This window comes from Pantoea cypripedii (assembly GCF_011395035.1).
Taxonomy (GTDB): domain Bacteria; phylum Pseudomonadota; class Gammaproteobacteria; order Enterobacterales; family Enterobacteriaceae; genus Pantoea; species Pantoea cypripedii_A.
Window position 1 is genome coordinate 421,503 of record NZ_CP024769.1, and the last position, 12,250, is coordinate 433,752.

The 12,250-nt window shown below is 48.0% G+C and carries 11 protein-coding genes; 2 read left to right on the forward strand and 9 right to left on the reverse strand.

The genetic code is table 11. The features are described 5' to 3' along the window. Positions 1–11: 11 nt before the first annotated feature. Positions 12–1,385: a NarK family nitrate/nitrite MFS transporter gene (locus tag CUN67_RS22305; RefSeq protein WP_208717642.1), complete on the reverse strand. Its 1,374-nt coding sequence runs from the start codon at positions 1,383–1,385 to the stop codon at positions 12–14. A gap of 500 nt (positions 1,386–1,885) precedes the next feature. Here CUN67_RS22305 and CUN67_RS22310 point away from each other — a divergent pair, with 500 nt between their 5' ends. Next, the gene (locus tag CUN67_RS22310) at positions 1,886–2,155 is read left to right on the forward strand and encodes a hypothetical protein (RefSeq protein ID WP_208717643.1); all 270 of its coding nucleotides are present in this window, start codon (positions 1,886–1,888) and stop codon (positions 2,153–2,155) included. A gap of 59 nt (positions 2,156–2,214) precedes the next feature. Here CUN67_RS22310 and CUN67_RS22315 read toward each other — a convergent pair whose 3' ends face one another. Beyond that, entirely contained in the window at positions 2,215–2,448 is a 234-nt protein-coding gene (locus CUN67_RS22315; RefSeq protein WP_208717644.1) for a DUF2526 family protein, read from the reverse strand. A 156-nt stretch (positions 2,449–2,604) separates the two neighbouring features. Here CUN67_RS22315 and norR point away from each other — a divergent pair, with 156 nt between their 5' ends. Then, complete coding sequence (gene norR / locus CUN67_RS22320; protein WP_208717645.1) at positions 2,605–4,122, forward strand: nitric oxide reductase transcriptional regulator NorR; 1,518 nt, start codon at positions 2,605–2,607, stop codon at positions 4,120–4,122. Positions 4,123–4,160: 38 nt separating this feature from the next. On the opposite strand, the gene fliD is transcribed toward norR, so the two are convergent. The 7 genes from fliD to CUN67_RS22355 all read right to left on the reverse strand — a co-directional run bounded on the left by fliD (position 4,161) and on the right by CUN67_RS22355 (position 12,016). Continuing rightward, positions 4,161–5,573: a flagellar filament capping protein FliD gene (gene fliD, locus CUN67_RS22325; RefSeq protein ID WP_208717646.1), complete on the reverse strand. Its 1,413-nt coding sequence runs from the start codon at positions 5,571–5,573 to the stop codon at positions 4,161–4,163. A 208-nt stretch (positions 5,574–5,781) separates the two neighbouring features. Then, positions 5,782–7,512 carry a penicillin-binding transpeptidase domain-containing protein gene (locus tag CUN67_RS22330; RefSeq protein WP_208717647.1) on the reverse strand — a complete coding sequence of 577 codons (1,731 nt, stop codon included), beginning with the start codon at positions 7,510–7,512 and terminating at the stop codon, positions 5,782–5,784. Positions 7,513–7,912: 400 nt separating this feature from the next. Then, positions 7,913–8,836, reverse strand: a complete 924-nt coding sequence (locus CUN67_RS22335; protein WP_208717648.1) for an arginase family protein — start codon at positions 8,834–8,836, stop codon at positions 7,913–7,915. A 134-nt stretch (positions 8,837–8,970) separates the two neighbouring features. Continuing rightward, positions 8,971–10,206 (reverse strand): type II toxin-antitoxin system HipA family toxin, encoded by a 1,236-nt coding sequence (locus CUN67_RS22340; RefSeq protein WP_208717649.1) that lies wholly within the window; start codon positions 10,204–10,206, stop codon positions 8,971–8,973. Then, a complete protein-coding gene (locus CUN67_RS22345; RefSeq protein ID WP_208717650.1) occupies positions 10,196–10,447 on the reverse strand; it encodes a helix-turn-helix domain-containing protein in 252 nt (83 codons plus the stop codon). The genes CUN67_RS22340 and CUN67_RS22345 overlap by 11 nt, the downstream gene beginning before the upstream one ends. A 104-nt stretch (positions 10,448–10,551) precedes the next feature. Continuing rightward, positions 10,552–11,688: an HlyD family secretion protein gene (locus tag CUN67_RS22350; protein ID WP_208717651.1), complete on the reverse strand. Its 1,137-nt coding sequence runs from the start codon at positions 11,686–11,688 to the stop codon at positions 10,552–10,554. A 4-nt stretch (positions 11,689–11,692) separates the two neighbouring features. Next, on the reverse strand, positions 11,693–12,016 hold the full coding sequence (locus CUN67_RS22355; protein WP_208717857.1) for a DUF3302 domain-containing protein: 324 nt from the start codon (positions 12,014–12,016) through the stop codon (positions 11,693–11,695). Between the last annotated feature and the right edge of the window lie 234 nt (positions 12,017–12,250).

Sequence of the window (12,250 nt, forward strand, 5' to 3'; positions counted from 1 at the left end):
TTCTCCAGTAATTATTCGGTGACCGCTTTACGACGGCCATAAAGAATCCAGGTGATAAAAAAACAAACGAGATAGAACAGCAGGAATATTTTCATCGCGCCGACGGGGGAGCCGGTTATTTCCAGCGATGTGCCAAACGCTTTAGGAATAAAAAACCCCCCAATGGCACCCAATGCAGAAATAAACCCCAGCGCCGCAGCGGTGTCGGTAATGGCGGTGTGGCGGGCAACTTCAGGGCTGGCGCCTTTTGCCAGCATGCGCTGTTGGGTGAGCTGGCGGAATATTACGGCGATCATTTGATAGGTGGAGCCGCTGCCTAAACCGGCCGTCAGGAACAGCCCCATAAACACGATATAAAAACTTAAAAATGAGGCTCCACGCGCGCCAGGCAAAGTTAAAAACACCAGCGCAGAAAAGAACGCCATCAGCAGGAAATTAACCGTCGTGACACGAACGCCACCCAGGCGATCGGAAATCATGCCGCCTGCGGAACGCGCCAGCGCGCCCAGTAACGGACCAAAGAAGGCGAGATGGATGATGTTGACTTCAGGGAACTGTGTCTTAGCCAGCATGGCAAAACCGGCTGAAAAGCCGATAAAAGAGCCAAAGGTCGCCAGATAAAGCATGCCCAGGGTCCACAAGTGGACGCTTTTAAGGACCGGGAGCTGATCACGCAACGATGCGCGCATCCCGGCGATGTCATTCATACCAAACCAGGCGGCAAGTGAGGCAATAATCAGCAAGGGCACCCAAATCCATGCGGCGTTCGCCAGCCACAAGGTGCTGCCATCCTGCAGGGTGATGCCGCCGACAAAAGGCACCACAATCACCAGCGGCGCGAGCAACTGCATAACGCTCACCCCCAGATTGCCCAATCCACCATTGATACCCAGGGCTGACCCCTGACGTGCTTTAGGGAAAAACAGGCTGATATTGCCCATGCTGGAAGCAAAGTTGGCTCCGGCTAATCCGCACAGCAGCGCAATGATGATAAATACCGCATAGGGGGTGGAAGGATTCTGCACGGCAAAGCCCAGCCACAGGCAGGGAATGACTAAAATCGCCGTGCTGATTACCGTCCAGCGTCTGCCGCCCAACACCGGCACAATAAACGAGTAAGGCACGCGAAAAAGTGCCCCTGACAACGAAGGCAGGGCCGTTAATAAAAAAAGCTGGTCTACAGAGAAATTAAATCCAACCCGATTGAGATTTAGCGTAACGGCACTAAACAGCATCCAGACACAGAATGCCAGTAATAACGCGCTGACAGAGATCCACAAATTGCGTTGTGCAATATGCTGCCCTTGCTGTTGCCAAAAATCGGGGTCTTCAGGAGTCCATTTCTGTATTAAAGATTTTTCAGATGGAAGTTTTTTAACACTCACATATTCCTCCTGGTGTTAAAGCCTGACTGCATGGGTTTCTTTTTATTAAAACAATAACAGTAGGTTAAAAACTTTGATCCAGAATCATCTTATGCGCTGATCGTTATACCCCATTAGAGGTATATTTACCTGTAAAGCGAGTAATTCATCGTGGCGGGTTATTTTTTCTTAGAGATGAATGGGGGAATAATCAACCAGGATAACCATTCAATGTGTAAGGATAGGTTTCATTTTTAATTAAATGCTTGTTTTCGTAATTTTTAATATTTTGTGCGCTAAGGTGTTTATTAACCCTCAATAGAGAATGATTATCATTTAAATATCAATTGGCGCATGGCTTCGCTTTTTATTGTTAATTATACAATTCATGTCCGCCAGACAGGTTAAATAGACAATTTCCCCAACAATCAACGGCATGGCTCCTTTAAATACAGGGCGCTGAGATTGGCACGCTACTTGCTTTAACCGGTGTAATAGTCATCGCGAAATAAGGACCTGATATGTTGGTTGACGAAAAACCGGACCCGAATTTAGTGGTTCACAATGCACCTTCCTGCACTTGCAGCCGCATGGTGTGGCTGGGTAATCACTGCGACCGTTTTCAGTTGTCTCTGGCCGAAAAGCAACATGAATCCCTGATAACGGCAACACTGGAAGAGGTCAGGGTAGATATCCGTTTCGACATTGACGAGTTACGCGAGGTGGTGGGTGAAGTGTTCTGGAAGATATGGCATAGCTGGACGCCAGCGGCGGGTATCAAAGTAGAGTAAAATTTAAAAAGCCGCATTTGATGCGGCTGGTTTTATTTCTGGCAGACTAAGTGTCTCCGTCACTTAATTATCCCGCCGCGTGTTAGCTGTTTATGACGTTGTTCATCCAGTGCCTCTTTCTCCGTGCCGCGCATAAAAACCGCCTGTCGCAGGCGTTGCTGGGCGACAAATCGATCCTCACGACTCAGCTCGGCATCTGTACTGAGCTGTCCGAGCAATTCGTTCATTTCCCGGATGACGTTGTTTTGTAATGCCAATTCGACCTGGGCAAAGACTTCGTCACGATGTTTCATAGTGAATTCACCTGTTATTTAGCCAGTATGTATTCTTCAGGCATAAACAATGCCAGTTTATAATTGTATGATTTTAAACATTAAACTCTTTCTGATATTGTCAATATTACAATGCATTGCTATTGTGTTTTTAACATTATCTGGCGAGAAAACATCATGGCCCTTTCATTTGACGGTATTGCCGCTCTGGCAGTTGAATTGCAGAGTGGCTTATCTGGTCATGATCGCTTCAGTCGCATCATCCACAGTATCCACCATTTGTTTAAATGTGATGCCACCGCGCTGCTGCGTTATGAACATCGGGGCTTCCGCCCCCTTGCCACTGCGGGACTGGCACCCGATGTGATGGGGCGTCGTTTTAGTATTGACGCCCACCCCCGACTGGAAGTGATTGCTCGTGCGGGTGATGTGGTGCGTTTTCCTGCGGATAGTGATTTACCCGATCCCTGGGATGGACTCATTCCTGATAATACGCAGCAGCATGTTCATGCCTGTATTGGTTTACCCCTGTTTTATGGGCAAACCCTGATCGGGGCACTGACGCTGGATGCGTTGCAGGCGGGACATTTTGAAGCATTTCGCGACCGGGAACTGCGTTTTGTGGCGAATCTGGCTGGAACTGCGCTTAACAATGCGCTGTTACTGGAACAGCTGGAAAAAAACACCACGTCCTTCGCCTCCCTGCAACGGCAACATAATGAATCATCGGCCAGTGAAATCATTGGTGAATCGGCTGCCATGCTGCAACTGAAGAAAGAAATAAGCATTGTGGCTCCTTCGGATCTCAACGTGCTGATAACGGGGGAAACGGGGACGGGGAAAGAATTGGTCGCGCAGGCCATTCATCAACAATCAACGCGCAGAACTAATGAACTTATCTATCTGAACTGTGCCGCTTTACCGGAGACGGTGGCAGAAAGTGAATTATTTGGTCACGTTAAAGGAGCTTTTACCGGCGCAGTACATAAACGTGCCGGTAAATTTGAGCTGGCGGATAACGGGACTCTGTTCCTTGATGAAATCGGGGAGCTGCCGCTTGCGCTACAGGCAAAATTATTGCGCGTTTTACAATATGGCGATTTGCAGCGGGTTGGTGAGGATAGGGCGTTAAAAGTTGATGTCCGGGTTATTGCTGCCACCAACAAAGATCTCAAACAGGCGGTGATTGATGGCACTTTCCGAGCCGATTTATATCATCGTCTGAGTGTGTTTCCTTTGCATGTACCTGCACTGCGCGATCGCAGTGAAGATGTTATCTTACTGGCTGGATTTTTTAGTGAACGATGCCGGATTAAATTTGAACTGAAGCGAATATCCCTCAATGTCGGCTTGCGCAGGTTATTGATGTCATATACCTGGCCAGGTAATGTGCGTGAACTTGAGCATACCCTTTATCGCGCGACGGTGATGGCCCGGGCAGATTCCATTAATGATGAAATTGAACTGATGCCATCTGATTTTTCATTACAAGCCGACATGACGATTCCGCCAGCGGAAACCACGGAGCATGACAGGCCCGTTAAAAGCTTACAACAGGCAACGCGGGAATTTCAGCGCGACTACATTTTGCACGTTTTTAATACCAATGGGCAAAAATGGGCGACTTGCGCCAGACTACTGGATGTTGACCCGGGGAATTTACATCGTCAGGTTAAAAAGCTCGGAATAAAATAACGCAAACAGGTGACCCGGCGCTACCGGGTCACACAGGGCTATGTATTATTGCTCTTTGTCATATTTTCAAACTGTGTTGTCAGATAACTGCTCGTGCTATTTAATGAGCTGAGCATGGTATCCAGATGAGTAAATTGGGTTTTATATCTGGCAATGGTATTATCTATTTTCTGACTGGCTTTATTATATTGGTCGGTCAACGCATTAAGTTTTTTACTGATACTGTCCGTTGCCCCCTGCAGAGCCCCCTTACTACTCAGTATTGACGTCATGCTGGAGGCCATCACCGTTGCTATTCCGGTATTTTTACCGTCTCCGGCGAAAATATCGCGGATAGCCTCCGGGGTGGTGGAAAGTGCACTGCTGAGTTTATCCTCATCCAGTTTTAGTTTACCGCTTACCGGGTCTGAAGTGATGCCCGCCTGGGTCATTGTTTTAAACGTCAAAGACCCGGAACTATTGGCCAGAATACTTTTTAATTGCGTCTGGATAATTCGAAGCGTGCCATCGCCCAGCAAAGCACCATTTTTACTGTCCTGATCCTGACCCGAATCTACCGGTGTGTATTTGGTCAGATTTCCTATTGTGTCTTGTAGCGAATTGTACGAGGTGACCCAATCGGAAATTGCACTTTTCGCTTTGGCACTGTCACTGCTAACCGTGAGGACCTGGTTGCCGGTTGTCACATCATTTAATTTGAGCGTGACGCCTTCAACTGCATCCGTAATGACGTTACTGCTATTTTCAATGCTGACGTTATTAATGCTGAGCAACGCATTTTTCGCAGCGACATTTTGTGTCATCCCATTATTATTGGCGGCGACATCGTAACCAATAAAGCTCTGCAACGTATCATCACCCGTGACGGCAAGAGATTTCACTGCATGCCCGATGCCAGTCTCGGTTGATGTTAACGACAGACGATACTCTTTGTCCGAAACCCGAATCAGGCTGGCACTGATACCCACATTGGACTTATTGATGGTATCGCGCAGGGCTGAAAGTGAGGTTTGGTCTTTGCTGAGGGTAATATTGTGTTCTTTGCCATCCTCCATGGAAATTTTTAGCGTCCTGCTATCCGCGTCACTCCCGGCTGGCAATTTGATGTCATTTTTTGCCGCGCTGGTGAGCGTTTGCGCCTGTGCGAGTTGCGTGACGCTGACGGTATATTTTCCCGGAATAGCTTTGCCGTCCGAAACGGCGCTAAACGTGGTGGAGCTGCTGACTGTGTTGGTCTGAGTATATAACCCGGTTTCCTGCAACTTACTGTTAGCGCTCTGAAAATTCTGGATTGCTGTTTTCAGTGTTCCATAAGCAGAAAGCTTCGCAGTGGCTGCTGATTGCTGCTTTGAAATAGGGGTTAAAACCTGTTTCTCAGCGGTTGTTAACTTGGTGAGAATTTCATCAAGTTTTAACCCCGAGCCTATCCCTAACGTAGAAATCCCTACCATTTTTTCCTCCTGTTAATATTTTATTACATCTACTACCTCAAAAATTACAACAGGGTGGGATCTTATGATCGATAGCCTTACACAATCCTTACGTTATAGGGTGTTTTTCAGGGTATTTGTGCTGATGGGGATGATGAGAGGCTAAAAAATGAGCAAAAAAGAAGGGTTGCGACGTTAACGCCGCGATCCTGTCCTCACTTGGCTCACATCAGGAAGAAGTGGCGGGGGATTTCATATTAATTGCGTCTGGCGGCACATTCATATGTTTAAGCACCGGCCCCATGATTTTGCCGAAAATGGGTGCCGCGACCGAGCCACCAAAATGATCCCCCGCAGTGGGGTGATTAACCATCACGACAAGCGCGACATCCGGATGGCTGGCGGGCGCAACGCCAGCGGTGTAATTGATGTAACCGCCATCATATTTACCGTCGGTACCCATTTTTTCCGCCGTACCGGTCTTCGTTGCAAGCCGATATCCCGGTACTGCCGCGCGTAATCCCGAGCCGCCAGGTAAAACATCGCTTTCCATCATATGAACGACTATTTGGGTTGTGACTGGATTAGCGACCTGAACACCCATCACCGGCGGTGTCACTTTAGTGATTGAAAGTGGCCGATAAATGCCGAAGGAGCCGAGGGTGGCATACTCTCGTGCAATTTGCAGTGGCGTTACCCGCAGGCCATAGCCAAACGAGAATGTCGCACGTTCGATATCAGCCCAGCGCTGGCGATGTAATGGGAAGTAACCCACACTTTCCCCCGTCAATCCTAACCCCGTCGGTTTACCCAAACCGAAGGCCTGATAGGTATCAACAATTGCCTGAGCAGGCATCGCCAGCGCAATATGAGACGCCCCGGTGTCACTCGATTTTTGCAGAATTCCGGTTATCGTCAGGCGCGGCCAGTGCCCCACATCGCGTATTACATGGCCATTTACCACGTAGGGGGAGGTATCGATAACCGAATCCGGGTTAATTAAATGGCGCTCCAGCCCCTCAAGCACCACCAGGGGTTTAACCGTTGAACCAGGCTCATAACTGTCGTTGATCGCCGTGTTACGCATATCGGCGGGGGAGGCACTCTCATAATTATTCGGGTTAAACGAGGGATAAGAGGCCATTGCCAGAATTTCGCCGGTATCAATTTTCACCAACACCGCGGCACCGGAATCGGCTTTATTCAATAGCACGCCATCGCGTAACGCGCTGTAGAGCGTATATTGATCGAATTTATCGATGCTAAGTTGCACCGTGGGTGGCGATTGTGGGGGTTCGTAATCAATCATTGAAATGATATGACCGTCACCATCCTGGCGATATTCCTCTTTACCCGGTTTTCCCTCAAGTACGGCGTTATAGCCTTTTTCCAATCCATTCAGGCCGGTATTATCCGCCCCGACGATACCCAGCAACGGTGCAGCAGCCTCGCTCATTGGATAAAAACGGCTGTCATCGTCTTCAGAGCTAATACCTTTAAGGTGCAGTTCAGTAATATCTTTGGCAATACCCAGTTCGATTTTTCGGCCCAGGTAGATGAATCGTTTGTTTGGATTATCCGTAATTTGTGCACGTAACTGTTCCGGACTGAGATTAAGTGCGGTTGTCAGATAGCGCCATTTAGCACTGGTGAAGTCGGGGTTAGCTTCCAGCACGCGTTTTGGATCAGCAATAATGTCACGCGAAGGTACGCTGAGGGCCAGCGTCTCACCATCCCGGTCGACCAGCGTGCCTCGATTGGTCGGCAGCGTCACGGTACGTAATGAACGCTGATCGGCCTCATGTTCCAGCATCGGATGATTCAGCAACTGCAGGTCAGCGATACGCGTCAGCAGCAATCCCAAACAACCGAGGACGCCAACACATATTAAGTTGTATCGATAACGATTAAATGAGGATCGGGACGAGTCCGTTCCCTGGTATTTTTTTGGGGGAGGCATATTATTCCGCTATGATCATCAAAATTCCCCAATCACTTATAAATAAATAATTTACCCGGTGACAGGCAAACTATGTGTCAGTTCGTTAAGAATCTTAATCAGAAGATATACCTACAACATCTATGTAGCATAGGGGGTATTAACTGAGCAGATTGTCGGTATAACGGGCGGATTTTTAACATAACATGATCCACAATTGGATTCGCATAATCATGATTATGTTAAATAAGATATCCGCACAGACCCCGGAACGCACCTCTCCCGTAGCGGCGTGATTTATCACGCGGGTTTTTGGCACCCCGCACTGGATTGCGCGATAAATCGCGCCGCTACGACATGTACCAACCTGACGCCGCTACGGCAAAATATCGCAGCATTTGCCCTGCTCTTTTCTCAGATTTCACGTAGCGATGTCATCGCTGGTTATCTGACTGATAATCCGCGCAATCAGTTGCGCCTGCTCCCCTGAAGGATCCAGGTCTGGGTCGTAGATGGTTACCGTGATGCCACAGCAGCGTGGATTTTCAAACAAGCAGTGGCCAATGTGCGTAAGAGTTTGTGATGTCAGGCCTGGTGAGCCTGGGCTATCAACGGCTGAAATCTCTGACTGATCCAGTACATCCATATCAAGATGGACCCAATAACGCCAGCCTGGGAAGTCATCAAGACGCCGGTATATCCGTGTGATGATTTCGCTGTCACTCAGCTTTAAAGCGTCGAAAATTGTCATTCGTTCAATGTCGGTAGCAAAGATATCTGCCCAGACATAACCCTCATCGAGAGATTCTCGTTCGCCGAGCTGAATCACGGCTCTATCCGGCACCAATGGCCCCTCAATGCCCGGCCAACTGGTTAACATGGCTTCCCCTCTGCCAGTCACCAGAGCGAGATCCATTCCGGCAGCCGCCGCTGGTTTTTGGGCTTCTTTGCGATTCCAGTTTCCGGGATGACGAAAATCACTGTGACCATCAATATGAACCAGCGCCACTGGCCCGTGTTGCCGGCTTCCGGCAAGCGCACCAGGCAGGATTGCACAATCCCCACCAATAACAATAGGTTTTAAACCACTGTGTTGAGCTGAACTGACCTCAGCAGCGAGCCGTATATTCAACTCGCGTAGCTTGTGGCCGTTAAGGATGTCGGTTCCTGGTTCAGGAAGCGGACTGTACTCAGGTTGTGACATTGTCACAACCTCATATCCCGCGAAGGCTTCTCCTAACCCGTGCTCCATTAACACGTCAGGTGCCTTAAAAGTGCCGGGGATATGATTCTCCCGCAGTGGGTTCAGCCCTAAATTCGACGGAACCAGAATGATTTTTTTCATCAGGGGCTGCTCCTGATTGTCAGATACCTTCTTTATTCTCATAGCTTATCATTTTCAACTTTTCCGCAATCCGCATAATTTTTGTCGCCATATAACAACATTTATTCATTTTTTCTATTTTTGTCGCTATATAACTACAAAATTGAATCTGTTTTACGTTTTTTAGGCCGCTTTACATCTGTGGTTAAAAAAAGGTTGTTAGTTGCCCCGCTTCGACTCAAAGAATGACCGATGGAGGTGTGCAGCTCCGGGAAGTCAGCGAACAATGCCGGATTTGCCAGCTGATCGCTGATCACATCGGCAAATTGCTCCAGCACATGGGCGGGATTGATAATTTTCAGTTCTCGCCCGAATTTGATCAAACTATCGCGATCAGGGAACTGTTTGGTTTTATTCAGCTTTAACGCCAGATCATTATCATTGGTGGGATAAATTAGCGTATTCACCACATCATATAACGGTGAAAGCCGTGGAGCTGCTTCAGCTTCAGCGTGATAAACCAGCGAAAAGTTCTTCAGATGTGCATCGCCGTTGCCAACCATGCAACTAAACAACACATAGCGCCAGTAAAGCTCCACCTGTGACTGATCGCGGGTAAACAGGCTGACGATTTTCGCGCCAGTTTCATACGAGCCACTGTATTTATGATCCGACGTCCTCCCTGATAGCACACAAAAATCCTCCATCGCCTGGCGTTTATTCCCTGCAATATCAAAACGTTCCATGATAAACAGTTCTTTATTATCTGAAAGCCAGAAATTAGCGACAGGTAAACCACAGGCTCTCGCCAGCGACATACAAATAAATTCGTTCTCTGCGAGACGCGGATATTCTTCATCACCGGTTTTTGCGATCAGATTTGGATAAAGAACCGTGCCCCGGCTTTCAGTGCTGATCATCACTTTGGGTTGCACACCGGAAATGGTGGTTTGCAGCAAGTATTTATTGAGCAGATATTGAAATGCGCTCTCTTTGTGGTCCCATCTCAATAAATCTTCCAGTTTTTCCGGGGATGGCCGTGGTAAATCGATATCGCTGACATAAGAAAGCGCGCCAATACCGGTATCCTGCTGCAACGCGAGGAACAGCATATCGGAGATATTACCCACATAACGGCGCAAGCGTTCGGCAATGTGATATCGCACATAGCCTTCAGGGATATTCATCTCAAAAATATTAAACAACCGGCTGCTGTTATAACCCATGCGATTGTCCGGCAGCATGGTTAACGAGACACGACGGCTCTGCGGCGAGGAATAGGTGAAGTTGTAACTGCCATGCTCATGCAATAATTTTCCGCTGTATTCCCCCCCGTTGTATACCTCAATCTGGCGTATCGGCCGGGCAAGCTGTTGCAGATCAGTCATCATCGAATAATGCCTCCAGTTCATCCAGCTGCGGCAAGCCAGCAGTCTGAACCGTTAACATCAGGTCCATGGCCGTCAGATAGATGGTTAAGGCTTTCAACGATCCGGTATAAGCTCCGTTCTCAATTTCAGAGACCAGAGTACGGTGGATTCCTGCGCGTGATGCGGCAACCTGTTGTGTCCATCCCCGCGCTTTGCGTCGTTCACGACATGTTGCTCCAATCGCTTGCATTCCTGGCAACATAGCTCCCCCTGTATAATGTACCCATATAGTGACAAAATCGCATATAAATGCCTTTTTGTCACTATATAGCTACCATTATCGCAGGAGAATCATTCCGTCGGGAATCAGTGATCAAGATACAAATAATGCATCCAGCTGGTCATGCGTAGCAGCACTTTGCGCATCACCGAAACATGTGAAAAGTGATCCGAGTAAACAGCAACCTGAGCAAATATGCCATCTGGCAAAGCATCAACGTCAGCATTGGGTATCAGTTCAATCACTGCCAGTACCCCATCGCTGCCGGGAGTGATAGTGAGCGATTGCAGCGAGCCCTGCGCCTGATAGGTGCCACCCGGCACAACGGGGAGAATACTGGTTAATTTTCCCGGAAAAACCTGCCCGGGAAGCGCGGTGAAAACCACTTCAGCTTCATCACCTGCTTTCAGTCGCAGCAGAGAATTTTGTCTGAACTGAGCAATAATCTGGCGTTTTTGTTCAGGTATGAAAATCATCACCGGCCGCAACGGCAAGGCGGCGGCATAGGTTCCGGGGCGGATAAGCACCTGCGTAGCATAACCATCACTTGGAGCGCGAACGACGGTTTGATCTAAATTATATCGGGCTTCAGTCAGCTGAGCGCGCAGGCTGACAATTTGTGATTGCTCCCCATTAACCTGGCTATCCAGCTGGCTCTTAATTTGTGCCTGTTCAGCCAGGGAACTTTTTACCAGGGCATCCTGCGCCAGAAAGTTTTGTCTGGCATTATCAATATCCCTTTCGGAAAAAGGATTTACTTTTGCCCTGCTCCCCGCAAGATAGCGTTGATAATCGTCGTATAACCGGTCTCGCTCCGCACTGACATGTTGCGTATTGGCGATGGCTTCATCCAGTTGCCCTTTCAGGCTTTGTGTATTGTGAATCGCCGTGGTCAGGTCCGCCTGCAATCTATCTACCCGCGCCTGGTAGCGGGTGCTATCAAGGCGAAATAACATCTCACCTTTCTTAATTAATCTATTCTGTTTATTAGTCACTTCGCTAACGACCCCGGTAACCTGTGGGGTTATTGGAATAGAAATAACCGCTTTTTGCGCCAGCGCGGTATAAGGGTGATTATAATTCATTAACAATATCAGCGCGCCAACGATAAAAACCCCACCCAACGCAGCGGTGGGTACGGTCCATTTATTTACCGGGATTCTGAATATTTTAAAAATAGCCCATGCGATGGCAACATAGGTCAGAATAATTAGCAAATCCATAGATTTACTCCGAAGGCGGCTGGTTGATTATACCTTGTTTTCTTTCCAGTTCCGTCACGCGTTGTTTAAGCTGCTCCAGACTCTCATCGTTACTTTGCATTCCCCAGCCACGTTCCGGACGATATAACGTGGCCCAGATCCATAAAAAGGGCCAGATAACATGCAGTGTGAACAAACTCACCCAACCGGCAACGTGGATAGCGTCCGCATGCGGATGATTGCGCGATTTTGCAATCAGATAAGGAATGTCATGAAGAATGATAATCCCGTAAAAAATAATAAGAAATACAAAGACGAGTACACCCAGCGCGAAGTAGTTCAGGAACATATCCGCCTCGATTGAAAGTCCAGCTTGCTGATAAATATAGACGTTGTGAATAACGGAAGAAAGGACAGCAATAAAAAAATTATGCACATGAGTTATCACTGGCACTACCACTACGCCACAGCAACCCCTTCGGTATTTTAAGCCAGACGGCAATTTATCCTGAGATTAATTATTTCTGTGACGAACTTTCAGATTGTCCTTTTTCATAAGAATCAGATAAGGTGATTTTTCTAT

What these genes read in the sequence shown, in the direction of transcription:
- CUN67_RS22355 (WP_208717857.1), bottom strand. Translation starts at nt 12,016, where the DNA reads ATGTTCCTGAACTACTTCGCGCTGGGTGTACTCGTCTTTGTATTTCTT.
- CUN67_RS22345 (WP_208717650.1), bottom strand. Translation starts at nt 10,447, where the DNA reads ATGTTGCCAGGAATGCAAGCGATTGGAGCAACATGTCGTGAACGACGC.
- CUN67_RS22340 (WP_208717649.1), bottom strand. Translation starts at nt 10,206, where the DNA reads ATGATGACTGATCTGCAACAGCTTGCCCGGCCGATACGCCAGATTGAG.
- fliD (WP_208717646.1), bottom strand. Translation starts at nt 5,573, where the DNA reads ATGGTAGGGATTTCTACGTTAGGGATAGGCTCGGGGTTAAAACTTGAT.
- CUN67_RS22330 (WP_208717647.1), bottom strand. Translation starts at nt 7,512, where the DNA reads ATGCCTCCCCCAAAAAAATACCAGGGAACGGACTCGTCCCGATCCTCA.
- norR (WP_208717645.1), top strand. Translation starts at nt 2,605, where the DNA reads ATGGCCCTTTCATTTGACGGTATTGCCGCTCTGGCAGTTGAATTGCAG.
- CUN67_RS22350 (WP_208717651.1), bottom strand. Translation starts at nt 11,688, where the DNA reads ATGGATTTGCTAATTATTCTGACCTATGTTGCCATCGCATGGGCTATT.
- CUN67_RS22335 (WP_208717648.1), bottom strand. Translation starts at nt 8,836, where the DNA reads ATGAAAAAAATCATTCTGGTTCCGTCGAATTTAGGGCTGAACCCACTG.
- CUN67_RS22315 (WP_208717644.1), bottom strand. Translation starts at nt 2,448, where the DNA reads ATGAAACATCGTGACGAAGTCTTTGCCCAGGTCGAATTGGCATTACAA.
- CUN67_RS22310 (WP_208717643.1), top strand. Translation starts at nt 1,886, where the DNA reads ATGTTGGTTGACGAAAAACCGGACCCGAATTTAGTGGTTCACAATGCA.